The following is a 23,230-nucleotide window of genomic DNA, read 5'->3' as shown; positions in this document are numbered from 1 at the left end:
AACGCCTGAGGACGCTGAAAGGAGCCCGATGGCCACCTGGGTTCTCGTGCCGTGCCTGGGCCAGCTGCGTACCGAGCTGAATCGGATCGCGCCGAACCGGGACAAGTCCAGCGATGGCACCATCGGCGACTCGGCGCACCAGAGCCGCGTCTCCGACCACAACGACGACGAGGTCGGCAACGTCCCGATCCGGGACGCCGACTCCAAACACGAGGTCCACGCCCTCGACCTCGACACCGACCTGCGCGAACCCAACCTGACCATGGAGATGGTGGTGCAGCACGTGGTCGCCCGCTGCCGCAGCGGCGCCGAGAAGAGGCTGCGCTACGTGATCTACAACCGGCGCATCTGGGAGGCGTCGAACGGCTGGAAGCAGCGCTCGTACAGCGGCGACAGCCCGCACACCGAGCACGCCCACTTCTCCGCCTCGTACGTGACTTCGCTCGAAGCCTCGACCGCTTCCTGGCATCTGGAGGACATCCCCGTGGCACTCACCGAAGCCGACAAGAAGTGGCTCGCCGCTCAGATCGACAAGGCCGCGACCAGCGCCGCCGAGCGGGTCTGGAAGACCAAGTGGAACATCAACTTCGAGCCGGGCACCGTGCCGTACGTGGCTGAGGCCGGATCGATCCTGGCCCACGTGCCGGGCGAGCACGCCCGTGCCGAGGCCGCCCTCGCCGAGATCGACGCCAAGGTCGACAAGCTGCTCCCCGGGGAACCGTCCACTCAGGTGTGACGGATGCCGTCGAGGACGGCCTCCGCCGCCCACGCGGCGGCGTCGGCGATGTCCCGCCGGTCCATGCCGAACTCGCGGCGCAACGTCACCCAGGTCCCGACCGAGTCGAGGTGCGACAGCGCCGCGACGATCGCCCGGCGCCGCGCCGGGTCGAGGGCGGGCGCCTCGGCGTCCAGCAGCCGTTCGAGCTGCTCCCGGCCCGGCGACGGCGATGCGCCGCTCACCCCGCGCATCGCCGTCTCGGCGACGACGTGGGCGAGTTCCGGCCGTGCGTCGTACCGCTCCATCGCCTCGCGGATCGCGAGGGGGATGTCGAAGATCGACCGGGACTCCTCGCGGGCGAACAGCGTGGCCTCGATCCAGGCCGCGGTCGCCAGCAGCAGATCCACGCGGGTGGGGTAGTTGCGGAACACCGTGCGCTCGGCGATGCCGGCCCGGCGCGCGATGACCCGGTACGACACGTCGTCACTGCCGAGCTCCTCGATCAGCTCGGTGTAGGCGGCGAGGATCGACTCCTGCGTGCCGCTCAGCGCCGGGACCGCCGCCGGCCCGGTCACGGCTCCGTCCTGCCCGGGCCGGGCCTTGACACGAGCGGCTCCGTCCTGCCCGGGCCGGGTGTTGTCGCACGTGGCTCCGCCCAGGTCGCGGCGGGCAGGCGGGCGAGCACGGCGCCCACGGCCTGGTCGAACGCGTCGCAGATCTCGCCGGCGTCCAGGTCGAAGCCGGTGCGCAGCCGGGCCCAGAACATCGCCGACGAGAAGTAGCGCAGGGACGCCGCGACCCGCCGCCGATCCCGCCGGTTGAGCGCCGGCGCCGCCACGTCGAGCATCGCCTCGATGGCCCGCGTGATGTAGGCCGGCTCGGTGTCGAGAGTCGGCGAGATCGCGGCCGCCCGCGCGCCGACATACGCATACGCGGGCGACGCGTCGAAGGCGCGGAACCGCTCGTGCACGGCGGCGTGGAAATCGGACACGGTCACGAACGGCGGCAGCGGGAAACAGGTCCGCTCGATCCAGTTCGAGAGCGCGGCGAGCAGGTGCGCGCGAGTCGGGTACTGGCGGTAGATCGTGCGTTCCGAGATGCCGACCTCGTCGGCGAGGGCTCGATAGGAGATGTCGTCGAACGTGCGCTCGCGCAGCAGCACGGCGGCGCTCGCGAGAATCGCGGTCGCGGTGTCGACCGGCTCCTCCATCACGTCTCCCTCTGTCGGGCGGCCGCCCGGCGCGGGGGTCCGGTGACTTCCGGCGGGAGCACATAGCGATCGGAATCGTCGAGCGTGAGCGCCAGCGACGAGACGTACTGCACCTCGCCGTGCGGTCCTCTCTCGGCCGAGGCCAGCATATCCGGCCGCTCGAACGTGTAGCCGGTGACATGGCAGCGCAGCCGCTCGCCCGACGGGTTGCCGTGGTCGTCGAACCGGGGGGAGTCGATACCGTCCGATCGGCGGCGCAGATAGTAGCGCCCCCGCGTGGCGAGGGCCGTCACCGGTGTGGCCACCACCGCGACGCCGATCGCGATGAGCACCGAGAACGGTCTGACGGCGGCGCCGAACACCCCGGCGAAGGCGAGCAGCGACAGCACCGAGGCGAGCCCCACCGACACGAGCCCGACCGGGTTCCAGCCGTGCAGCATGCCGCGGCGGAACTCCGGGAAACGCGGCGAGATGCGCAACACCCACTTGTTGACCGCGATGTCGGTGGCGATCGTCACGAGCCACGCCATGACGACGTTCGCGTAGAGGCTCAGCACGAACGAGATGAGGGTGAAGACGTCCAGCATCATCAGCACGTACGCGATCACGAGGTTGAACAGCACGAAGATCGTGCGGCCCGGGTAGTGCTTCGCCATCCGGGTGAAGACGTTCGACCAGGCGAGCGAGCCGGAGTACGCGTTCGTCACGTTGATCTTGACCTGCGCGACCACGATGAGCACCAGCGCCAGCACGATCGCGAGCCAGTCGGGGACGAGGGTCTGGTACATCACGACGAACTGCTTGACCGGCTCGGTGGCCTGATGCCCGAGGGTGGGCTCGACCCGTACCAGGAGATAGACGGCGAGAAACACCCCGATCACCTGTTTCGTGCCGCTGAAGACGACCCATCCCGGGCCGGCGAAGGCGAACGACGTCCACCACGAGCGGGCGTTCGACGGCGTACGCGGCGGCATGGCGCGGAGGTAGTCGATCTGCTCCGCCAGCTGCGGGGTGAGGGCGAAGCACACGGCCGCGCTCGAGACCACCGCGCCGAAGGTGATCGAGCCGTCGGAGTCGCCGGTGAACGAGGTGAAGGCGCGTACCGCCTCGGGGTCGGACACGACGATGTACAGCAGCGGCAGCAGGGCCAGGGTGAGCCACAGCGGCGTGGTCCAGAACTGCAGGCGCTCCAGCGCCCGCATGCCGTAGATGACGATCGGGATCACCACGACCGTCGAGATGAGATAGCCGAGCCACAGCGGCATCGCCGTGGCCATCCGGAGGCCCTGCGCCATGATGGCGCCCTCCAGGGCGAAGAAGATGCAGGTGAAGCCCGCGAAGATCACGGTCGTGATGATGGAGCCGTAGTAGCCGAATCCCGCGCCACGGGCGATGAGGTCGAGGTCGAGGTTGTAGCGGGCGGCGTAGTAGGCGACCGGCACGCCCACGATGACGATGACGACCGACGCGAACACGATGCCGAGCACGGCGTTGGCGGTGCCGTGGTCGATGCCGATGCTCGCGCCGATCGAGAAGTCGGCGAGGAACGCGATGGACCCGAGAGCGGTCGCGCCGACGGAGGCCGCGCTCCAGCGCCGGAAGGTGCGCGGCACATAGCGGAACGCGTAGTCCTCCAGGCTGTCCTCCGCGGCCGCGCGCGCGTTGTCCGTCGACACAGGGCAAATTTCGCTGTCCGGTGTTACGGCGGCGTTGCCGGTGTGAGTCATGCTGTGCCCTCATTGGCATGCCCTCCCGGCCCTCGCCTGCGAGGTTCGCGGTTCGGCGCGAGTTCGCGGTTCGGCGGGAGATGGTGCCGCTCGGTGCAGTCGGTCATGCCGGCTCAGATCGCCATGGCGGCCCGCACGGTGGAGGTGGCCGCCTTGCCGCCCTCGCCGGTCTGTGTCACGTGACCCGAGGCGAGCACGACGTAACGCTCGGCGGCCTGCAGGGCGAAACCGATGTGCTGCTCGACGAGCAGCACGTGCATGCCCCCGGCGGCGAGCTGCATGATGGTCTGCTCGATCTCGGCGACGATCGTCGGCTGGATGCCCTCGGTCGGCTCGTCGAGGATGAGCAGCTTCGGCTCGGTGATCAGGGCGCGGGCGATGGCGAGCTGCTGGCGCTGTCCGCCGGAGAGCAGGCCCGCCTTCCGGGTGGCGAACTGGGCCAGCGCGGGGAAGCGGTCCAGCTGCGCGTCGACGAGGGCCCGGCCCTCCCGGCGTCCGTCGGCGACGAGCTGCAGATTCTCCAGTGTGGTGAGCTGGCCGAACGACTGCTGGCCCTGTGGCACGTACGCCATGCCGCGAGCGACGCGCCGGTTGGGGGCGAGCGACGTGATGTCCTCGCCGTCGAACAGCACGCGGCCCTTCGACGGCTTGATGAGGCCGATCGCGAGACGCAGCAGGGTCGACTTGCCGGCGCCGTTGTGGCCGAGCACGGCCACCACCTTGCCGGACGGCACCGTCACGCCGTGCAGCACCCGCGTACGCCCGTACCCCGCTTCGATGTCGGTGAGTTCCAGCATGTCAGCCCTCCGTCATGGCGTCTGCGGTGCCCAGGTAGACCTCTTGCACCCGGGGGTCGGCCTGCACCTCGGCCACCGTCCCCTGGGAGAGCACCCGGCCCTGGTGCAGCACCGTCACGCGGGTGGCGTACCGGCGCATGAAGTCCATGTCGTGCTCGACCACGAGCACGATCCGTTTCGCCGCAATGCGCTGGAGCAGCTCGCCGGTCGCGGTGCGCTCGTCCTGGCTCATGCCGGCGACCGGCTCGTCGAGCAGCAGCACCTTCGCGTCCTGCACGAGCAGCATCGCGATCTCCAGCCACTGCTTCTGGCCGTGCGACAGGATGCCGGCCGGCGTGGTCAGCTCGCCGGCGAGCCCGGTCTCCTCCAGCGCCCGCTCGATCGCCGGGTCGACGCCACGACGGGCCCGCAGCAGCGAGATCGCGGGACGGTGGCGGCCGGCGGCGATGTCCAGGTTCTGCAGCACGGTCAGCTCGTCGAAGACGCTCGCGGTCTGGAACGTGCGGCCCACCCCGAGGCGGACGATCTTGTGCACCTGCCTGCCGAGCAGCTCCTTCTCGCCGAGCCGCGCCGACCCGGTGCCCTTGGTCAGCCCGGTGATGGCGTCGATGCAGGTCGTCTTGCCCGCGCCGTTCGGGCCGATCAGGAACCGGACCTCGCCGGGGTGCGCGTCGAAGGAGACGCCACCCACCGCGACGAAACCGGAGAACTCGACGCGCAGGTCCGTGACGACAAGGGAAGCGTCGGTCATGACCGCACCTCTTCGAGTTCGGGGGTGGCGGCCGACGGGGCGGCCTTCTGCTCGGGGCGCCGGCGCGCCGCCGCGAACCTGGCCGGCAGCGACGACAGCCCGTTCGGCAGGAACAGGATCACGACGATGAACAGCAGGCCGAGGATGTAGGTCCAGCCGTCGGGCCAGGTGGAGCCGAGGCTCGACTGTCCCCACCCGACCGCCATCGCGCCGAGCGCCGGCCCGAAGAGCGAGGCGCGGCCACCGAAGGCGACCCCCGCGATCATGAGGATCGAGGCGGCGGCGCCGATCTCGGCCGGGGTGATGATGCCGACGATGGGCACGAACATCGCGCCGCCGATGCTCGCCATCAGCGCGGAGACGACGAAGGCGACGAGCTTGACGTTGGCCGGGTCGTAACCGAGGAAGCGCACCCGTTCCTCGGCGTCCCGGGTGGCGACGAGGAGCTCACCGAAGCGGCTGCGGTAGAGCTGCCACACCACGAGCAGGCACACGACGAGCAGCCCGGCCGCGATGAGGAACACCATGATCTTGTTGGCCGGGTCGTTCAGCACGAAGCCGAAGAAGTACTTGAAGTCGCTGAGCCCGGTGTCGCCCCCGGTCTCGCGGATCGTGGAGCTGATCAGGGTGGCCAGCGCGACCGCGAGCGCCTGCGTCAGGATCGCGAAGTACGCGCCCTTCACCCGGCGCTTGAACAGCGCGTACCCGAGGATGCCGGCCACCACCACCGGAAGCAGCACGATCGCCAGCAGGGTGAACCCCGCGCCACGGAACGGCTCCCAGAACGCCGGGAGCGGCGCGAGCGGGTCGTAGAGCACCATGAACCCCGGGACCCGGTCACCGGCGGACTCCAGCGTGAGGTGCATGGCCATCGAGTAGGCGCCGAGGGCGAAGAACACCCCCTGCCCCATCACGAGCATTCCGCCGCGGCCCCACGCCAGGCCGATGCCGACGGCGGCGATGGCCCAGCAGCAGTACTTGCCGAGGTTGTTGAGCCAGTGATCGGAGAGCACGAGGGGAGCGACCGCCAGCAGCAGGACGGCGAACACCCCGATGCCGCCGAGGGAGATCCACGGTTTCTTTGTCATGCCAGACTCCTGGTTCGCACCGTGAACAGCCCCTGCGGGCGCAGTTGCAGGAAGACGATCACGAGGATGAAGGCGAGCACCTGCGCCAGGCTGCCGGTCGTCCAGTAGGCGAAGTAGGAGAGCGCGACGCCCACCGCCCACGCGGCGATGATGGTGCCCTTGAGCTGGCCGATGCCACCGGCGGCGACGACGAGGAAGGCCGGGATGATGTATTGCGCGCCCATCTGGGAGTTCGTGCCACCGATGAGCGACGCGGCCACGCCGGCGACCCCGGCCAGACCCGACCCGGTGAAGAAGGTGAGGCGGTCGACGGTGCGGGTGGAGATCCCGGAGGTCTCGGCGAGATCCCGGTTGTGCACCGTCGCCCGGATGCGGCGGCCGAACGAGGTGTGCTTGAGCCAGGCCGACAGCGCGGCGACACAGACGGTCGCCAGCAGGATGGTGAAGAGCTGCCGCAGCGGCCAGTCGTAACCGAGGACGGTCAGCTGCCCGTCGAGCCAGCCGGGCTTCTCCACCGGGACGCCCTGGGACGGGAAGATCTGCAGCGCCGCCTGCTGGAGAATCAGGCTGACCCCGACCGTGACGAGCAGGGTGTCCAGGGGCCGGCGGTACATCCACTGGATGATGGTGACCTCCAGCAGGAGGCCGAACAGGCCCGCGACGACGAAGGCGACCGGCAGCGCCACCGGGATCGACAGGTCGCTGGCGGTGATGACCTGCTGGACGAGGTAGGCGGCGAAGGCGCCGAGCATGAGGAACTCGCCGTGGGCCATGTTGATCACGCCCATCTGCCCGAAGGTGAGCGAGAGGCCCAGCGCGGCGAGCAGGAGCAGCGCACCCTGTGCGCTGCCGTTCAGCAGCGGTGCGATCAGTGCGTCCACGTGCACTCGCTCTCTCTAGCGTCTCAATGGAGGGGGAGGGGCCGCATGCCGTCGGTGACACGCGACCCCGTGGGTGATCAGCCCGCCGCGTCCGTCAGCTGCTTGCGGATGTCGGCCGGGAACCAGTCGTAGCCCTCGAGGTACGGGTCCGGCTCGATGAACTTGTCGGAGGCCCAGGCGATGTCGAACTGGTTGTTCGCGTTGATCTGGCCGATGTGGCCCGGCTTGGAGATGTGGTGGTTGTCGCCGTCGAGCGTGACCTTGCCCTCCGGCGCGTCGAACGTGATGGTGTTCTTCTTCGCCGCGGCGTTCACCGCGTCGACGTCGAACGAGCCGGCCGCCTCGACGAGGGCCTTGTACAGGTACAGCGAGATGTAGGCGGCCTCCATCGGGTCGGAGGTGACACCGCTGCTGTTGGGGTACGCCTTCCAGCTCTCGATGAACTTCGGGTTGGTCTCGGTCTTGAGCGACTGGAAGTAGTTCCAGGACGCGTAGTGGCCGGTGACCTCGTGACCCATCGCCGGCGCCTCCTCCTCGGCGATCGACACCGAGATGATCGGCGTGGTCGCGGCGGTGAGGCCGGCGTCGTAGTACGCCTTGACGAAGCCGACGTTCGACGAGCCGTTGATCGTGTTGAAGATGAAGTCGGGCTTGGCCGCCACGATCTTCGCCACCTGGCTGGTCCAGTCGTCCTTGTCGAGGGGCACGTACTCCTCGCCGACGATCTCGATGCCGAGCTTGGCCGCGTACAGCTTGATGATCGCGTTCGCGGTGCGCGGGAAGACGTAGTCGCTGCCGGCCAGGAACAGCTTCTTCACCCCGCGGGAGGCGAGGAAGTCCATCGCCGGGATGATCTGCTGGTTTGTGGTCGCGCCGGTGTAGTAGATGTTCGGTGACGACTCGAGGCCCTCGTACTGCACCGGGTAGAAGAAGAGGCCGTTGTGCTTCTCGACGACCGGCTTGACCGCCTTGCGGGAGGACGAGGTCCAGCCGCCGAAGATCGCGGCGACGCAGTCCTGGGTGAGCAGCTTCTCGGTCTTCTCCGCGAAGGTCGGCCAGTCGGTGGCGCCGTCCTCCTGGACGTAGGCGATCTTCTTGCCGAGGATGCCGCCGCCGGCGTTGATCTCGTCGGCGGCCATGTGCAGCACGTTGGAGACGGTCTTCTCGGAGATCGCCATGCCGCCGGTGAGGGAGTTGAGGAAGCCGAGCTTGACGGTGGGGCCGGAGGTGTCGACGCAGCTGGGCGCCGCGGACGTCGCGCTGCCGGCCGCTTCGTCGCCGGCCCGGGCGCCACAGCCGGCGAGCACGAGGGCCACGGTCGTCCCGATGGCGCCCATGGCCGTGAGCGTGCGCAGCCGCTTGCTGGTAGTGGACATATGTGAGAACTCCGTTCCTGCTCCAGGTGAGAGCAGATTGGCCCGGAGTCATTGCTCTGACATTTCTTAATTGTTCCAACTCTGTAGCCGACTGATCGGCGCTGATGCGTATCCCCTGAAAGAGTGCAGAGATGCAGCGTCAGGGGATGTCAAAGTTCTGCCATGATCGGTGTGGGTGCGACCGGCGTGGCATGGTTCTGACATCGCGTCCCCTACCTTGCGGCGCATGAGAGCGATCATCGCCGCCGCGGCCGGCGGCAACGCCGCGAACGATCCACCGCTCGCCGCGATCAGCGGCTACGGCGGCGTGGCCGGCGGCCTGGGATTTCGACGGCCGCGACCTGACGCGGAAATGGACATTGGTCAGGACCGAGGGCACCAGCTGCGGATCGTCGACGTCGGCCAGGACGGCCACGACGACATCGCGGACGGTAACTGCGTCGTCCCCAGCGATGGCACGCTCCGTTACGTCGTCGAGGGGTCGGTCCATGGCGACCGGTTCTACATCGGCGACCTCGACCCGAAGCGCCCCGGCCCGGAGGGCTACGCGATCCAGCAGACCGAGGGCGGCTTTTCACCACGAACATCCCGGCCGGCGTCAAGCTCTACACTCTGGCCCACAACCCGGCGTACCGGCTGGGCCGGACGGTGCGTGGCTACCTGCAGTCGACGCTGACCGCTAATACAGCGACGACCGGCTGGTCTTCGACCGGACCGACGCCACCCCGTACGACAGCGGCTGGTTCGCCTTCCGCACGGTCGCCGGCCACTTCCGCATCGAGGACTTCACGATCTGGCGTTCCCCGGCGGGCTGAAGCGCTTGACGAACCGCTTCTGCCAGGGCGTCTCCACCGCATGCCGGTGGTAGTGCCGCCGGACGTAGGCCACCGCCTCGCCCGGCGGCACGCCGTCGAGAACGGCGAGACACGCCAGCGCGGTCCCGGTCCGGCCGATACCTCCGGTGCAGGCGATCTCGACCCGCTCACCGTCCGCGCGGCGCAGGGCTTCCGTCAAGACCTCAGTGGTGTACGCCCGATCGCGCGGCAGCCAGAAGTCGGGCCACCGCACCCACCGGCTGTCCCACCCGAACTCCGGCGGCGCCGCGCCCTGCAGGTAGATCCCGAGGTGCGGCGGGTGCCCGGTCGGCATCGCGGCCCGCAGGCCCCGTCCGCGGATCAGCCGTCCGGACGGCAGTCGCAGGATTCCGGCGTCGTCCTCGTCCCACCCGGTCATGGAACGCATAGTGCCAGGCGGGCTATAGTTGCCGCATGTCCTGCTTCAGCGTGCTCGTCAGCGAGCGACGCCGGCGTCCTCACGGCCGCCGCTGAAGCCATGCTCTCCTCCGGCGGGTCGACACCCGCCGGAGCCGGAGAAGGCACCGGTCCGACCCGTCCTGATCATCGACGGAGTCGACAATGAATCTCGAATCCCTTCTGCACGACCGGCTCGCCCCCGCCTTCGCAGCGGTCGCCGGCCACCCCGTCGATCCGGCCGTCCGGGCCTCGCCGCACGCCGACTTCCAGTCCGGCGCGGCCCTCGGGCTGGCCCGGGAGCTGGGCCGGCCGCCCCGGGAGATCGCCGCCGAGGTGGCCGCCGCCGCCGACCTGGCCGGGATCGCCGACGTCGCCGTCTCCGGCCCCGGCTTCCTCAACCTGACCCTGACCGGCGACCTGATCGATGCGGCGCTGCGGGCCGCGGCTGCCGACGAGCGGCTGGGCGTCGCTCCGGTCACCGCGCCGGAGCGGATCGTCGTCGACTACTCCGGCCCCAACGTCGCCAAGGAGATGCACGTCGGCCACCTGCGGTCGACGATCATCGGGGACGCGCTGGCCCGGACCTACGAGTGGCTGGGTCACGACGTGATCCGGGTCAACCATCTGGGCGACTGGGGCACCCCGTTCGGCATGCTCGTCGAGCACCTCGTCGACCTGGGCGGCGGGAGCGACCACTCGATCGGCGACCTGACCGCGTTCTATCAGGCGGCCCGGGTCAAGTTCGACACCGACGACGACTTCCGGACCCGGGCCCGGCTGCGGGTGGTGGCGCTGCAGTCCGGTGACCCGCTCTCCCGGGACCTGTGGCGGGAGCTGGTCGCCCGGTCCGAGCAGTACTTCCTGGACGTCTACGCCCGGCTCGGCGTGACCCTGGGCCCGGACGACTTCGCGGGGGAGAGCCGGTACCAGGGCGATCTCGACGCGGTGGTGGCCGGCCTGACCGAGAAGGGCCTGCTGACCGAGAGCGACGGGGCGCTCTGCGCGTTCCCGGCCGGGTTCACCGGACGGGACGGCGCCCCGCTGCCGCTGATCGTGCGGAAGGCCGACGGCGGTTTCGGGTACGCGGCGACCGACCTGGCAGCGGTCCGGCACCGGGTCGGGAAACTCGGCGCTGACCGGATGCTCTACGTGGTCGGCAGCCCGCAGCGGATCCACTTCCAGATGGTCTTCGCGGTCGCCCGGGAGGCCGGCTGGCTGCCGGACGACGTGATCGCCGAGCACATCGGGTTCGGGTCGATCCTGGGCTCGGACGGCAAGATGCTGAAGAGCCGGGCCGGCGACACGATCAAGCTGGCCGCGCTGCTCGACGAGGCGGTCGCCCGGGCCACCGCGCCGGCCGTCGGCATCGGCGCGATCAAGTACGCCGACCTCTCCGGCGACCGGATGGGCGACTACGTCTTCGACTGGGACCGGATGCTGGCCAGCACCGGCAACACCGGCCCCTACCTGCAGTACGCGCACGCCCGGATCCGGTCGCTGTTCGCCAAGGCCGGCAGCGGGCCGGGCGAGGTGGCGGTGACCGAGCCGGCCGAGCGGGACCTGGCGCTGGCGCTGCTCGGGTTCGAGCCGGCCGTCCGGGCCGCCGCGGCCTCGGCCGAACCGCACCGGCTCGCCGTCCACCTGCACGGACTGGCGATGGCGTTCTCGGCCTTCTGGGAGAGGTGCCCGGTGCTGCGGGCCGAGGGCTCGGTCCGGGCGAGCCGGCTGGGGCTGGCCGACCTCACCGCACGGACCCTCCACACCGGAATGTTTCTGCTGGGTATCGAGGCCCCCGACCAGATTTGATCTTCACGCAACCAGCGGTCCATCGACCGATCTGCTTACCGGCCGTTAGGGTGCACCTTTGGGCGCCCACGAGGCGCCACCTGATCTGATGCTGAGAGGTCCGCAATGTCCAATCCGACAGGCGTTTCCCGGCGAAGTGTCCTTGCCGCGTCCGCGGCCGGCGTCGCCGCGCCGCTGATGGTCTCCGGGGCGGCGCAGGCTCACCAGGGCGGCGGTACGACCACGTACCGCCTGACCGTGCTGGGTACCTCCGACACCCACGGGAACGTCTACAACTGGGACTACTACCGGGACGCCGAGTACGACGACAGCGCGCACAACGACGTCGGCGTGGCCAAGCTGGCCGCCCTGGTGAACAAGCTGCGCGCCGAGGCTGCCGGCCCGGTCCTGGTGCTCGACGCGGGGGACACGATCCAGGGCACTCCGATGGCCACCTACTACGCCAAGCAGGAGCCGATCACCGCCACCGGTGAGAAGCACCCGATGGCCCGTGCCATGAACGTGCTGCACTACGACGCCGTGACGCTCGGCAACCACGAGTTCAACTACGGTCTGCCACTGCTGAACCTGTGGATCCGGCAGCTCGGGTTCCCGGCGCTCGCCGCGAACGCGATCAGTGTCAAGACCGGGCGGCCGGCTTTCACCCCGTACGTCATCAAGAAGGTCTCGCTCGGCCGGCACGCGCCGACGTTGCGCGTCGGCATCCTCGGTCTCACCAACCCGGGGTCGGCGATCTGGGACCGGGCGAACGTCGAGGGGAAGATCGAGTTCACCGACATGATCGCCACGGCGGCCAAGTGGGTGCCGATCATGCGGGCCCGCGGCGCCGACGTGGTGCTGATCTCCGCGCACGGCGGCGACAGCGGCACCAGCAGCTACGGCCCCGAGCTTCCGAACGAGAACCCGACCGCGCTGATCGCCGAGCAGGTGCCCGGCATCGACGCGATCCTCTTCGGGCACGCGCACCGTGAGGTCCCGCAGCGGTTCGTCACCAACCTGACGACCGGCGAGCAGGTGCTGCTCTCCGAACCGTCGAAGTGGGGCCAGCGGCTGACGAAGATGGACTTCGACATCACCCGCGTCAAGGGGAAGTGGAAGATCACGTCGAAGGCCGCGGCGTCGCTGAACACCAACACCGTCGAGGCCGACCCCAAGGTCCTCGCCGTGGTGAAGAAGCAGCACGACAAGACCGTGGCGTACGTCAACCAGGTCGTCGCCGCCTCCACGGTGGAGCTGTCCGCCGCGGCCAGCCGGTACGTGGACACCCCGATCCTCGACTACATCAACCGGGTGCAGACCGACACCGTCACGGCGGCGCTGGCCGGCACCGAGTACGCGTCGCTGCCGGTGCTGTCGATCGCCGCGCCGTTCAGCCGGACCGCGGTGTTCCCGCAGGGTGAGGTGAAGATCAAGGACGTCGCCGGGCTCTACATCTACGACAACACCCTGGAGGCGGTCGTGCTGACCGGCGCCGAGGTGAAGGCGTACCTGGAGTACTCGGCGAAGTACTTCCTCACCCACGCCGTCGGCGCCCCCGTCGACCCGGAGACGATCAGCGACGCGGCCGTGCCGGACTACAACTACGACGTATTCTCCGGCGTCGACTACGACATCGACATCAGCAAGCCGGTCGGCAGCCGGATCACCCGCCTGCAGATCGGCGGGGCGGACGTGCCCACCGACGCGCGGTTCGTGGTCGCGGTCAACAACTACCGGCGCTCCGGCGGCGGCAGCTTCCCGGGGATCGTGAAGACCCAGGTCTACAACGCCCAGCAGGAGATCCGCCAGCTGCTGATCGACTGGGCGCAGGCCAAGGGCCGGATCGACCCGGCCGACTTCTTCGTCGCGAACTGGCGGCTCGTCCGCGAGGGCGTGCCGGTCTTCTGACACGTTCGGCCGGCCCGGGCGTCCGGGCCGGCCACACGTCACTCCTTCTCCCGCCAGTTGCCCTCGGTGTCGGCGTTCACGTACATGCCGTTGGTCTTGCCGGTGGACAGCTCGAACGTGCACAGGTAGGTGCGTACGCCCTCGGCGTCGCGGTCGCTGTCGCTCGTGCACTCGACCGCGGAGACGACACCGAACTTCTTGGTGACCCGGCTGTCCGAGACCAGCGACGTCTGCAGCTGCTCGGTCAGCCCGGACTCCTGGTGGTAGTGATACAGCGGGATCGCCACGTTGATCACCGTGGCCCACCAGAAGGCGGCTCCGGCCACCAGCGTCACCGCGAAGGCGATCCAGTACGGGCGGCGCGGCCGGCCGTACCGACGGGCCTGCGACGAGCGGCGCAGCACCGAGATGATGCCGAGCGCGCTGAGCACGAACGTCCACGCCACCACCGGCCGCCACGACGGCGCCACCGGCCGGTTCAGGTCGTGCACCTCACCGGGGAACCGGACCAGCAACTGGCCGTGCTTGTTCTGCGGGGAGCCGTAGGGCGCCACCGTCCCCCCGAACAGCGGGGCGGTGTGCGGCGCCGGCGGCGGCTCCGGTTCCGGCTCGGGTTGCCCGGCCCAGGGCGGCGAGCTCGGATAGTGCCCCGGATCCGGCGCCTGCTGACCGGGCCAGGGCTGCGCGGCGTGGTGACCGTGCTGCGGCTCCGGCTGACCGTTCCAGGACTGCGGCTCGGGCTGGCCGTTCCAGGACTGCGGCTCCGCCGGCTGACCGTTCCACGACTGCGGCGGGTACGGGGCCTGCTGTGGCTCCGGCTGTCCGGCCCAGGACTGCGGTGGGTAGGGGGCGTGCTGCGGTTCCGGTTGCCCGGTCCATGGTGGGGCGCTCGGGTAGTGCCCCGGCTCCGGCGGAGTCTGGACTGTCATCGTGGTGCGACCTCTTCCCGTAACGGCCCGGCAGGTTCTCCGTGCCGCAGGACACATCGGCCGCGGGCCGCCCGAGTTGAGGCTTCGGTTGTATTTCAGGTGCCGAGGGCCGCACCCAGCACCGGCGGGATCACGGGCGTCGACGGGTCCGGGTCGGGGCTGGGGCTCTCGCTGCTCTTGGCCGGGCTCGGCGACGGCGAGGAGGGGCTCGGTGACGGCGAGGTGGCGCTCGGCGAGGGTGACGAGCTGACCGACGTGCTGGCCTGCGGTTTCCGCGTCTTGCTGGTGGACGGCTTGACGACGATCTCCGTCGACTCCGACGGCGTGGGGTCGCCGGTGGGGTCGTCGGACTCGCCCGGCGCCGGGATGTCCTGCGGGCCCTGGTTGCCGCGGGGGTTGTTGCTGCTGGGCGTCGAGGGCGTGTCGTCATCCAGCGCGATGGCCACCCCGAGACCGCCGGCCAGCACGAAGAAGCCGAGGATCACGAACATCAGGATCCGCTGAGCCCGCGACTGGTCCGGTTTCGACACCGGGAACGGCGCCGGCGCCACCACGCTGCGCTGGGCCGGGAGCGGCCGGGGCGCGGCCGGGCTGATCGGCGCGGTCGGCGCGTGGTTGCCGGGGTAGCCGGTGGCCGGGTAGGCGCCGCTGGGGTAGCGGGCCGCCGGGTAGGCGCCGCTCGGAACCCGGGCCGGGCTCACCGGGGCGGTCATCGACGTGCCGGTCAGCCGTTTCCAGTCGATCGGCCCGGCCACCGCGAACGCCGCCTCGGCGAACTCGGCGGCGCTCTGGAACCGGTCGGCCGGCTGCTTGGCCATCGCCCGGGCGATCAGCTCGCGCACCTCGTAGGGCACGTGGTCGGGCAGCGGGTCCGGATCGTCCTCCAGATGACGCAGCGCCACCTGCAGCGCGTTGTCACCGTCGAACGGGGGCCGGCCGGCGATGCAGTGGTAGGCCACCGCACCCAGCGCGTAGATGTCGGTGGCCGGCGTCAGATTGCCCTTGGCGACCTGCTCCGGCGCCATGTAGAGGGCCGTGCCGACGATCGCGTTGAGGCCGGTGACGCTGGTCATCGCGGTGGACCGGGCCACCCCGAAGTCCACCAGGATCACCGCGCCGGTCGGTTTCACGATCAGGTTGCCCGGCTTGACGTCGCGGTGGACGATCCCGTTCTCATGGGCGGCGTGCAACGCGTCGGCCGCCTGCGCCACGATCGCCATCGTCTCGGCGACCCCGATCGGGCCCTCCTTGACCCGGCTGGAGAGCGGGTCGCCCTCGACGAAGGCCATCACCAGATAGGCGACCTTCTCCGGGCCCTCGTAGTCGCCGTCGCTGGCGTAGTCGTAGACCTCGACCACACCGGGGTGCCGGAACGCGGCCATCATCCGGGCCTCGCCGTAGAAGCGCGCGGCGAACTCCGGGTCCTCCAGCATCGCCGTGCGCAGCACCTTCACGGCGACGGTCCGGCCGAGCACGACATCGGTGCCCCGCCAGACGTCACCCATCCCGCCGGTGGCGACGCGGTCGTCCAACCGGTAGCGGTTGTCCAGGAGGCTTCCTGCACTGAGCACCAGCGGGACCTTATCTGTAGGAGTTCAAGCCGAATGCCGCTCAACTGTACAGAGCCGGGGCTCAACATGGGAGAGCAGCAAGGGGCGGCCGGAACGGCCCCGAAAGGTCAGTGGTCGTCGTACGTCGGGGTGACCACGACCGCCGTCTCGGCCAGTTCGATCTCCTCGTTCTCGGCCTGCCGCTCGATCGCGGCGCGGGCGGTGCTCGCCACCGCCCAGCCCACCACCACGCCGAACAGGCCCACGCCGGCGATCAGCGCCCAGGGGCGGGCCGGACGGCGCCCGGCCAGCGCGTCGGCGGCCGCGGCGGCGCGCGAGACGGCCTCGTCGGTGACCGAGGTCACCCGGTCGCCGGCTCGTGCGGCCAGCCGCCGGCCCTTGCGCCCGGCCTTCCCGGCGCTGTCGCCGGCCGTGGTCCAGGCGCTGGAGAGGTGCTCCCAGGCCTCCTCGGCGGTCCGTTCGGCCCGGTTCTTCCTCGCGAACATCGTCCGTCACCTCCTGCGCAGGGTCATTCAGGGCTGTTTCCCGCCGGCCGTGCCGGCAAACGTCCGTTGTGGACGTCATCACGGTTGCAAAACGATTTGACGGCCCGCAGTAGTGTTGACGAGGCTCACACGGGCCACTCAGGTGACTAACAGGTTCGGGGCCTAACCTTTCGGGCAGTTTCACCGAACCTTTCGGGGGTAACCCTCGCCGCCCTGCCCGGGGCCGGCGCTGTGGCCGCCCGCGTATAGAAGGAACAGCACCCGGACCTGCCGGGTGGGTGGAGGGAAGACGTGACGCTGTCGATAACGACGTCGACGCTGGCCGACGGCGCGGTGGAGGTCTCACCGCGAGGCGAGATCGATGTCGAGAACGCGTACGAGATCCGCGAGGCCGTGGCAACACAGCTGTCCAGCGGATCACCCGTCCGGATCGAGCTCAACATGCGGCACGTGACCTTCATCGACTCGGTGGGCATCAGTGCCCTGGTCGCCGCGTTCCAGCTGGCCGGTGTGAGCGGCGTCAAGCTGGTCGTGACCCGACCCAGCCGGTTCGCGCACCGCCAGCTCTGGGTGACCGGCCTGCTCGGCCTCTTCGGCAATCCACAGCCGTTCGACGAGGAGACGGTCACCGCCTGACCCGTCTCAGTAGGCCGGGCTCTGCACCAGCACGCCCTCGACGTTGATCCGGATGCTCTGGTCCTCGTGGGGCGCCCGCAGCGGCGTGACCACGGCGAAGTTCTCGGCCAGCGCGGCCAGGTCGGTGCCGGCGTCGAGGTTCTCCTCGGCCGCCTGCACCGCCGTCCGGACGTAACCGTCGCCCGCTTCGGCGATGCTCATCTGCACCTGGCCGAAACGGGCGAGCGACGCCTGCCGCAGCCCGCGGATACCGTCGACGTGCAGGTCGGGGACGTTGAGGTTGTAGACGGTCCCGGGCGGTGTGTGCATCAGTGACGGCAGCAGCTTGATCGCCATCTCGGCGCCGCTGATCCAGTGGTGCTGCTCGTCGTCGATGGTGTCGAGGGCCGCGATGGCGGCGCCGCCGCTCGCCGCGCTGGCCGCGGCCGGGGTGAGCACGTCCAGCGAGACGGCCAGCCCGTGCAGGCCGGCGTGCGCCGCGGTGAGGCAGGCGCCGACGGTCCCGGAGTGCACCACCGCGGCGCCGGCGTTGGCGCCCCGGTTGATGCCGGAGAGCACCACGTCCGGGGCGGGCCCGAAGGCGTCGCGCAACGCCAGCAGGACGATGTAGGCGGGGGAGGCGGCCACCCCGTACGCCGGGATGTTCTTGCAGCCGGTCAGCTCCCGGGCCTCCGAGACGATCTTGCCGTCCTGGACGACAGCGGTCATCGAGGCGCTGGCGCCGCTCGACTCGCTCAGCGGCGCAGCCACCACGACCTCGTATCCCGCGTGCGCGGCGGTACGGGCCAGCGTGCGGATGCCCGGGGACTCGATGCCGTCGTCGTTGGTGATCAGGATTCGCATTCGCTGGTGATTGCCCGCTGTGGGGGTCATGATGCCTTCTCTATGGGGGTCAGCCGGACCCTCTCGGTGAGGACCCGGACCGCGTCGACGTGCCCGGTGCCCAGGCCGTGGCGGGTGACGTTGAGGGCGCCGGCGGCCGCGCCGGTGCGGACCGCCGCTTCCATCGGGCCGCCGTTGGCGAGGGTAGCGGCGACCCCGGCGGTCATCGAGTCGCCGGCGCCGCGGTGCTCGGCCGGGGTGAGCCGGGGCAGCGCGACGGTGTAGATCTCCTCGTTGAAGAGCGCCAGCGCGCCCATGTCGGCGCGGGAGACCAGGACCGTCTCGGCGCCCGCCTCGTGCAGCTGGACCAGGGCCTTGGTCAGGGCTCCGGTGCTGCCGTCCGGGGCCATCCCGTCGGCGATCAGCTCCTCGTGACTGATCTTGAGCACCGAGATCCCGGCCTCCAGCACGGCGGCCAGGTGGCGGCTGCACAGGTCGGCGATGACCTGGCAGCCGTTGGACCGCAGATCGGCGGCGAGACGGCCGTACACCTCGGGTTTGATGACCGAGGGATGGGCCGGGCCGCTGAGGATCGCGATGCCGGCGCGCAGGCCCTCGGCCAGCGTCAGGTTGTAGAGCTCGTCGAGCTCGTGCCGGGAGAGCGGGCTGCCCGGCCGCTCGGCGATCTCCTGCCGGCTGCCGCCGCGGCGGTCGTGCACATACCACCCGCTGCCGTGCTCCCGCCGGACCAGCCGCAAGGTCACGCCCGGCAGCTCGCCGAGCAGTGGCGCCAGCACCCGCCCCACCTCGCCGCCGGCGGCGGTGCAGAGCGTCACCTGCGCCCCCAGCACGGTGATCATCCGGGTCTGCCAGATGCCTTGACCACCCGGATGGACGTGCAGTTCCGGCTCGTCGTGGTGTTGCTCGATGGTCACCGTCAGCTGTGGGGCCGGCGCAAAGACCATGACACGCCCGTCACTCATGTCTCGCATTGTTATCTTTTTGCGCATCCGGCGTGGCGGTTCGCAAAAAGTACAGATGCCGTGTGTATGGCATGACCCGATCGTCCCTCGAAACCGGGGATGATCGCCACCACCTCACCAGCTGATGGGGGTGCAGTGGCGGCCCGCGCCGGCCGGTTCCACCTGAAGAGTGGCGTGGTCGATGTGGAAGTCCTCGTGCAGCGCCTCCCGGGCCACGGTCAGCACCGCGCCCAGCTCGGCGGCCGGGTCCAGGCTGAGGTGGGCGGAGGCCACGTCCATGCCCTCGGTCAGCGTCCACACGTGCAGGTCGTGCACGTCGCAGACGCCCGGGACGGCGGCCAGCCGGTCGCGCACCGCGGCGATGTCGAGGTGCTCGGGGGCGGCCTGGACCAGGATGCGGACCGCGGACCGGCCGAGCGCGAAGGTGCGCGGCAGGATCATGAGAGCGACCAGGACGGCGACGATCGGATCGGCATACGCCCATCCGGTGCCCCAGATGATCAGGGCCGCCACGATGACCCCGGCCGAGCCGAGCAGGTCGCCGAGCACCTCCAGATACGCCCCGCGGACACCGATGTTCTCCTTGGCCCCGGAGCGCAGCAGCGCGAACGCCGCCACGTTGGCCGCCAGGCCGCCGACCGCGACCAGCAGCATCCACCCGGCCGGCACGTCCGGCGGATCGGTGAACCGCTGGACCGCCTGCACCAGCACGAAGCCGGCGACGAGGGTGAGCAGCGCCGCGTTGGCGAGAGCGGCCAGCACCTCCAGGCGGTAGAGCCCGAAGGTGCGGCCGGAGTCGGTGCCGGCGCGGTGGGCCGCGGTGATGGCGGCCAGGGTCATCGCGATCGCCAGCACGTCGGTGAACATGTGGCCGGCGTCGGAGAGCAGCGCCAGCGAGCCGGTGATCCAGGCCGCGATCGCCTCGACGACCATGAAGACGGTGAGCAGCCCGGCGGCCCACCAGAGCCGGCGCCGGTGGTCGGCGCCGCTGCTGATCAGGTCTCGGGTCCCGTGGTCGTGGCCGGCTCCCATGGAGTCCACCTTCCGTCGTCCGGCGGGCCGTCGCCAATGTATGCGGACATTGCTATATATGCAATCAGTTGTGTGTGCCTTCACGCCCGAACAGAATCTTGATGACCCGTTCTGCATAGGAAAGGAAGTTTCGTGCTTCGCCGTACCCTTGCGAACGTTCTCTGCCTCACCGCCGTTGCGGTGACCGTATCCGCCGCGCCCGCCGCCGCGGCGCCGACCAGCCCACTGCCCGCCACAATCACCCTGCCGAGCGGCTTCCAGCCGGAGGGCATCGCGATCGGCGACCGGCCGTACGCCTACTTCGGCTCCCGCGCCGACGGCGACATCTACCGCGTCGACCTGCGCACCGGCGCGGGCGCCACGTTCGCCGAGGGCCCGGGCACCCCCTCGCTCGGCCTCAAGATCGACGGCGGGCGGCTCTTCGTGGCCGGCGGCGCGGGCGGCGACGCCCGGGTGATCGACCTGCGCACCGGCGCCGTGCTGCGGTCCTACCAGCTACGGCCCGCCGCGGACGGCCCGTTCATCAACGACGTGATCGTCACCCGGGACGCCGCCTGGTTCACCGACTCGCGCAGCCTCACCCTGTTCAAGCTGCCCTTCGGCCGGCACGGCGCGCTGCCCGCGGAAGCCGTCGCGGTGCCGCTCACCGGCGACATCGAGCTGCAGACCGGCCTCAACGCCAACGGCATCACCACCACGCCGGACGGCCGCGGCCTGATCATCGTCCAGTCCGGCACCGGATTCCTCTTCCGGGTCTCCACCGGCGGCGTCACCTCGCGGATCGACCTGGGCGAGGAGACGCTGGTCAACGGCGACGGCCTGTGGCGGCGCGGCCGGGACCTCTACGTCGTGCAGAACCGGCTCAACGTGATCGCCAAGGTCACGCTGGACCGGCGCGGCGCCTCCGGCGAGGTCGTCTCCCGCACCGGCTCCGAGACGTTCGACGTGCCGACCACGATCGCCGAGTACGGCCGGCGCCTCTACCTGCCGAACGCCCGCTTCACCACGCCGTCGACGCCGGAGACCACCTACAACGCGGTCGCCGTCCCGATCCCCTAGTCGTTCGGCAGCCAGCCGGGGTTCGTGCCCACCGTGGTCAGCCGCTGCGTCGCGCGGGACAGCGCCACATACAGGGTGCGGACCCCGGCCGGGTCGGTCGCGATCTGCGACGGCTCGACCAGGACCACCGAGTCGTACTCCATGCCCTTGGCCTCCAGCGCGGTCACCACCTGCACCCGCTCCGGCAGCCCGGCCACCCAGCCCGCCACCTCGTCGCGCCGTGGCACCGGCATGATCACGCCGATCGTGCCGTCCACCTCGGCGAGCTGCTTCTCGGCCAGCTCACGGACGGCTTCCGGCAGGCCGGGGACGCCTGAGACGACGTCGGCCGGCGCGACGCCGGTGCTGCGCACCGCCGAGGGCAAGGGCAGATCGGGCATGATGGTACGGATGACCCGAGCCGCCACCTCGAAGATCTCCGACGAGTTCCGGTAGTTCGTGGTGAGCGCGTAACTGTTGCGCTTGCGGCTGCCCAGAGCACGGTCACGTGCCCGGTCCAGCTCGGCCGGGTCACCCGACCACGCGGTCTGTGCCGGGTCGCCGACGATCGTCCACGAGGCGTAGGAGCCACGCCGCCCGATCATCCGCCACTGCATCGGCGACACGTCCTGCGACTCGTCGACGACGACGTGCGCGTACTCCCGGTAGTCCTCCTCCCGCTGCACCTGCTGGGCGCGGGCCGCGGCCTGCCGGTCGGCGTAGGTGCTGACCTCCTGGATCCCGTCGCGCACGTGGAACGGGTTCTTCGTCTTCTTCTGCGGCTGCCGGGGGCGGCCCATGATCTCGTCCAGCTCGTCCAGCAGCGCCACGTCGGCGATCGTCGGCCCGTGCTCGGCGAGGGCGTCGAACGAACCCTGCAGGGTGGCGATCTCCTCCCGGGAGAGCACGCCGTTCGCGTACGCCCGGAGCCGTTTCGGATCGGCCAGCCAGCGCAGCACCCGCATCGGTGTGAACCGCGGCCACCACGCTTTCAGGAACTCCCGGAAGTCGTTGCGATCGGCCAGCTCCGACTCGAACTCGCGCTTCTCCGGCAGCCGTACCTTGGCGTCGCGTGCCTGAGCCCACAACGCGTCGAAGACGCGGTCGAAACCGTGCCCCCGGACCTCGTTGCGCCGCGCCCCGCGCTGCAGCGCCGCGCGCCGGATCCGGTCCAGATCGTTCGCGTCCAGCCGCAGCAGCGTGCCGTGGTAGAGCAGTTTCAGCTCGGTGGGGCCGCCGGGCACCGCGTCGTGCGAGGCCCGCTCCAGCACCCGGCGCATCCGCAGCGAGCCCTTGATCGAGGCCACGTCGCCCGGGTCGACCCGCGTCGCGTCCCAGCCCGGCACCAGCGAGCCGAGCGACCGCAGGGTGGCGGTCTCCTCGCCGAGCGACGGCAGGACGGTCGCGATGTACTCCACGAAGACGCCGGACGGGCCGACCACCAGGATGCCGCCGCCGGCGAACCGGCTGCGGTCGGAATACAACAGGTACGCCGCGCGGTGCAGGGCGACAGCGGTCTTGCCGGTGCCCGGGCCGCCGGTGACGATCGTCACGCCGGAGGCGGGGGAGCGGATCGCGTCGTCCTGCTCGCGCTGGATGGTGGCGACGATGTCGCGCATCCCGCGCCCGGTCGCCTTGGCCAGGCTGGCCAGCAGGGCGCCGTCGCCGACCACCCGCATGCCCTCGGGCGCCGCGTCCGGGTCGAGCAGGTCGTCCTCGATGCCGGTGACCCGCTCCCGGGTGGACTGGATCATCCGGCGGCGGACCACGCCGAGCGGATCGGCCGGGGTGGCCCGGTAGAACGCCGCCGCGGCGGGCGCCCGCCAGTCGACGACCAGCGGCTTCGCATTGTCGTCGCGGATGCCCATCCGGCCGACGTAGTGGGTGGCCCCGGTCAGCAGGTCGAGCCGGCCGAAGACCAGGCCCTCGTGCTCGGCGTCCAGCGCGTGCCGGCGGCGGGCCTGATGGAAGACCATCGCGTCCCGCTCGACCAGGGCGCCGAACGTGCCGACCCCGGCGAGCTGATAGCCCTCCTTCTCGGCCCGGGAAGCATCCCGCCGCAGCTGCGTGAGACGGGCGTAGACCCGGTCCACGTGCTCCTGCTCGACCGCGATCTCCTGCTCCAGGACGGTGGTGTCGCTCAAGTCCGCTGTTCTCCCTCTCGTGGCGCACCACCACACGCGCGGAGGCGCTCGCGCGAAGGGGGCAATCGAACTTACTCCTGCCCGTGCGCCCGCGTC

23 protein-coding genes are annotated in these 23,230 nt (G+C 70.5%); 7 read left to right on the top strand and 16 right to left on the bottom strand.

Translation table 11 applies throughout. The annotated features are described in order from the left end of the window. Positions 1-28 precede the first annotated feature (28 nt). Entirely contained in the window at positions 29-736 is a 708-nt protein-coding gene (locus BM290_RS06770; protein ID WP_093611059.1) for a hypothetical protein, read from the top strand. Here BM290_RS06770 and BM290_RS06765 read toward each other — a convergent pair. The 8 genes from BM290_RS06765 to urtA form a co-directional block, all read right to left on the bottom strand. Continuing rightward, complete coding sequence (locus tag BM290_RS06765) at positions 727-1,293, bottom strand: TetR/AcrR family transcriptional regulator (RefSeq protein ID WP_093611057.1); 567 nt, start codon at positions 1,291-1,293, stop codon at positions 727-729. The two genes, BM290_RS06770 and BM290_RS06765, sit on opposite strands and share 10 nt — an antisense overlap. Next, positions 1,290-1,928: a TetR/AcrR family transcriptional regulator gene (locus BM290_RS06760; RefSeq protein ID WP_093611055.1), complete on the bottom strand. Its 639-nt coding sequence runs from the start codon at positions 1,926-1,928 to the stop codon at positions 1,290-1,292. Before BM290_RS06760 ends, BM290_RS06765 begins: the two co-directional genes overlap by 4 nt. Beyond that, positions 1,928-3,604: a purine-cytosine permease family protein gene (locus BM290_RS06755; RefSeq protein ID WP_218163279.1), complete on the bottom strand. Its 1,677-nt coding sequence runs from the start codon at positions 3,602-3,604 to the stop codon at positions 1,928-1,930. Before BM290_RS06755 ends, BM290_RS06760 begins: the two co-directional genes overlap by 1 nt. Positions 3,605-3,768: 164 nt before the next feature. Then, the gene (locus tag BM290_RS06750) at positions 3,769-4,452 is read right to left on the bottom strand and encodes an ATP-binding cassette domain-containing protein (protein ID WP_093611051.1); all 684 of its coding nucleotides are present in this window, start codon (positions 4,450-4,452) and stop codon (positions 3,769-3,771) included. A 1-nt stretch (position 4,453) separates the two neighbouring features. Continuing rightward, positions 4,454-5,203, bottom strand: a complete 750-nt coding sequence (gene urtD / locus BM290_RS06745; protein WP_093611049.1) for an urea ABC transporter ATP-binding protein UrtD — start codon at positions 5,201-5,203, stop codon at positions 4,454-4,456. Continuing rightward, positions 5,200-6,291: an urea ABC transporter permease subunit UrtC gene (gene urtC / locus BM290_RS06740; protein ID WP_093611047.1), complete on the bottom strand. Its 1,092-nt coding sequence runs from the start codon at positions 6,289-6,291 to the stop codon at positions 5,200-5,202. The genes urtD and urtC overlap by 4 nt, the downstream gene beginning before the upstream one ends. Next, on the bottom strand, positions 6,288-7,172 hold the full coding sequence (gene urtB / locus BM290_RS06735) for an urea ABC transporter permease subunit UrtB (protein WP_093611266.1): 885 nt from the start codon (positions 7,170-7,172) through the stop codon (positions 6,288-6,290). Before urtB ends, urtC begins: the two co-directional genes overlap by 4 nt. A 77-nt stretch (positions 7,173-7,249) precedes the next feature. Further along, the gene (urtA, locus tag BM290_RS06730) at positions 7,250-8,548 is read right to left on the bottom strand and encodes an urea ABC transporter substrate-binding protein (RefSeq protein ID WP_093611045.1); all 1,299 of its coding nucleotides are present in this window, start codon (positions 8,546-8,548) and stop codon (positions 7,250-7,252) included. Between the two features lie 226 nt (positions 8,549-8,774). Here urtA and BM290_RS48145 point away from each other — a divergent pair, with 226 nt between their 5' ends. Together BM290_RS48145 and BM290_RS51025 are read left to right on the top strand one after the other, a co-directional pair. Then, positions 8,775-9,224: a rhamnogalacturonan lyase family protein gene (locus BM290_RS48145; RefSeq protein WP_177319603.1), complete on the top strand. Its 450-nt coding sequence runs from the start codon at positions 8,775-8,777 to the stop codon at positions 9,222-9,224. Between the two features lie 22 nt (positions 9,225-9,246). Then, on the top strand, positions 9,247-9,363 hold the full coding sequence (locus BM290_RS51025; RefSeq protein WP_373871038.1) for a DUF6250 domain-containing protein: 117 nt from the start codon (positions 9,247-9,249) through the stop codon (positions 9,361-9,363). Here the strand turns inward: BM290_RS51025 and BM290_RS06720 are convergent. Then, positions 9,335-9,790 (bottom strand): protein-tyrosine phosphatase family protein, encoded by a 456-nt coding sequence (locus BM290_RS06720; RefSeq protein ID WP_203779181.1) that lies wholly within the window; start codon positions 9,788-9,790, stop codon positions 9,335-9,337. The genes BM290_RS51025 and BM290_RS06720 overlap by 29 nt on opposite strands. Before the next feature lie 173 nt (positions 9,791-9,963). Between BM290_RS06720 and argS the strand changes: the two genes are divergently transcribed. Continuing rightward, complete coding sequence (gene argS / locus BM290_RS06715; protein WP_093611041.1) at positions 9,964-11,607, top strand: arginine--tRNA ligase; 1,644 nt, start codon at positions 9,964-9,966, stop codon at positions 11,605-11,607. 105 nt (positions 11,608-11,712) lie between these two features. Beyond that, entirely contained in the window at positions 11,713-13,494 is a 1,782-nt protein-coding gene (locus BM290_RS06710; RefSeq protein WP_093611039.1) for a bifunctional metallophosphatase/5'-nucleotidase, read from the top strand. 38 nt (positions 13,495-13,532) lie between these two features. Here BM290_RS06710 and BM290_RS06705 read toward each other — a convergent pair whose 3' ends face one another. The 3 genes from BM290_RS06705 to BM290_RS06695 form a co-directional block, all read right to left on the bottom strand. Further along, on the bottom strand, positions 13,533-14,423 hold the full coding sequence (locus BM290_RS06705; RefSeq protein ID WP_177319602.1) for a hypothetical protein: 891 nt from the start codon (positions 14,421-14,423) through the stop codon (positions 13,533-13,535). A gap of 95 nt (positions 14,424-14,518) precedes the next feature. Then, positions 14,519-15,994: a serine/threonine-protein kinase gene (locus BM290_RS06700; RefSeq protein ID WP_093611037.1), complete on the bottom strand. Its 1,476-nt coding sequence runs from the start codon at positions 15,992-15,994 to the stop codon at positions 14,519-14,521. Positions 15,995-16,101: 107 nt separating this feature from the next. Further along, positions 16,102-16,479, bottom strand: coding sequence for a hypothetical protein (locus BM290_RS06695; protein ID WP_093611035.1), 378 nt, complete (start codon positions 16,477-16,479; stop codon positions 16,102-16,104). 291 nt (positions 16,480-16,770) lie between these two features. Between BM290_RS06695 and BM290_RS06690 the strand changes: the two genes are divergently transcribed. Next, on the top strand, positions 16,771-17,115 hold the full coding sequence (locus BM290_RS06690) for an STAS domain-containing protein (protein ID WP_093611033.1): 345 nt from the start codon (positions 16,771-16,773) through the stop codon (positions 17,113-17,115). 6 nt (positions 17,116-17,121) lie between these two features. Here BM290_RS06690 and surE read toward each other — a convergent pair whose 3' ends face one another. From surE to BM290_RS06675, 3 genes are all read right to left on the bottom strand, one after another. Next, positions 17,122-17,988, bottom strand: coding sequence for a 5'/3'-nucleotidase SurE (gene surE / locus BM290_RS06685; RefSeq protein WP_239143415.1), 867 nt, complete (start codon positions 17,986-17,988; stop codon positions 17,122-17,124). After that, positions 17,985-18,929, bottom strand: a complete 945-nt coding sequence (locus BM290_RS06680) for a PfkB family carbohydrate kinase (protein ID WP_239143414.1) — start codon at positions 18,927-18,929, stop codon at positions 17,985-17,987. The genes surE and BM290_RS06680 overlap by 4 nt, the downstream gene beginning before the upstream one ends. Positions 18,930-19,034: 105 nt before the next feature. Then, positions 19,035-19,952, bottom strand: a complete 918-nt coding sequence (locus BM290_RS06675) for a cation diffusion facilitator family transporter (protein WP_093611029.1) — start codon at positions 19,950-19,952, stop codon at positions 19,035-19,037. Positions 19,953-20,132: 180 nt separating this feature from the next. Between BM290_RS06675 and BM290_RS06670 the strand changes: the two genes are divergently transcribed. Then, on the top strand, positions 20,133-21,011 hold the full coding sequence (locus BM290_RS06670) for an SMP-30/gluconolactonase/LRE family protein (RefSeq protein ID WP_239143413.1): 879 nt from the start codon (positions 20,133-20,135) through the stop codon (positions 21,009-21,011). Here BM290_RS06670 and BM290_RS06665 read toward each other — a convergent pair. Next, positions 21,008-23,134, bottom strand: a complete 2,127-nt coding sequence (locus BM290_RS06665) for a HelD family protein (RefSeq protein WP_093611025.1) — start codon at positions 23,132-23,134, stop codon at positions 21,008-21,010. The two genes, BM290_RS06670 and BM290_RS06665, sit on opposite strands and share 4 nt — an antisense overlap. Between the last annotated feature and the right edge of the window lie 96 nt (positions 23,135-23,230).

Source organism: Actinoplanes philippinensis (assembly GCF_900113015.1).
Lineage (GTDB): Bacteria > Actinomycetota > Actinomycetes > Mycobacteriales > Micromonosporaceae > Actinoplanes > Actinoplanes philippinensis.
This window is presented reverse-complemented; position numbering and strand designations above follow the sequence as displayed.

Excerpts from the sequence above, each read along its gene's own strand:
- BM290_RS06695 (WP_093611035.1), bottom strand. The coding sequence starts at position 16,479 with ATGTTCGCGAGGAAGAACCGGGCCGAACGGACCGCCGAGGAGGCCTGG.
- BM290_RS06750 (WP_093611051.1), bottom strand. The coding sequence starts at position 4,452 with ATGCTGGAACTCACCGACATCGAAGCGGGGTACGGGCGTACGCGGGTG.
- BM290_RS06710 (WP_093611039.1), top strand. The coding sequence starts at position 11,713 with ATGTCCAATCCGACAGGCGTTTCCCGGCGAAGTGTCCTTGCCGCGTCC.
- BM290_RS48145 (WP_177319603.1), top strand. The coding sequence starts at position 8,775 with ATGAGAGCGATCATCGCCGCCGCGGCCGGCGGCAACGCCGCGAACGAT.
- urtC (WP_093611047.1), bottom strand. The coding sequence starts at position 6,291 with ATGACAAAGAAACCGTGGATCTCCCTCGGCGGCATCGGGGTGTTCGCC.
- surE (WP_239143415.1), bottom strand. The coding sequence starts at position 17,988 with ATGACCCCCACAGCGGGCAATCACCAGCGAATGCGAATCCTGATCACC.
- argS (WP_093611041.1), top strand. The coding sequence starts at position 9,964 with ATGAATCTCGAATCCCTTCTGCACGACCGGCTCGCCCCCGCCTTCGCA.
- BM290_RS06705 (WP_177319602.1), bottom strand. The coding sequence starts at position 14,423 with ATGACAGTCCAGACTCCGCCGGAGCCGGGGCACTACCCGAGCGCCCCA.
- BM290_RS06720 (WP_203779181.1), bottom strand. The coding sequence starts at position 9,790 with ATGCGTTCCATGACCGGGTGGGACGAGGACGACGCCGGAATCCTGCGA.
- urtA (WP_093611045.1), bottom strand. The coding sequence starts at position 8,548 with ATGTCCACTACCAGCAAGCGGCTGCGCACGCTCACGGCCATGGGCGCC.
- BM290_RS06770 (WP_093611059.1), top strand. The coding sequence starts at position 29 with ATGGCCACCTGGGTTCTCGTGCCGTGCCTGGGCCAGCTGCGTACCGAG.
- BM290_RS06680 (WP_239143414.1), bottom strand. The coding sequence starts at position 18,929 with ATGCGAGACATGAGTGACGGGCGTGTCATGGTCTTTGCGCCGGCCCCA.
- BM290_RS06760 (WP_093611055.1), bottom strand. The coding sequence starts at position 1,928 with ATGGAGGAGCCGGTCGACACCGCGACCGCGATTCTCGCGAGCGCCGCC.
- BM290_RS06675 (WP_093611029.1), bottom strand. The coding sequence starts at position 19,952 with ATGGGAGCCGGCCACGACCACGGGACCCGAGACCTGATCAGCAGCGGC.
- urtD (WP_093611049.1), bottom strand. The coding sequence starts at position 5,203 with ATGACCGACGCTTCCCTTGTCGTCACGGACCTGCGCGTCGAGTTCTCC.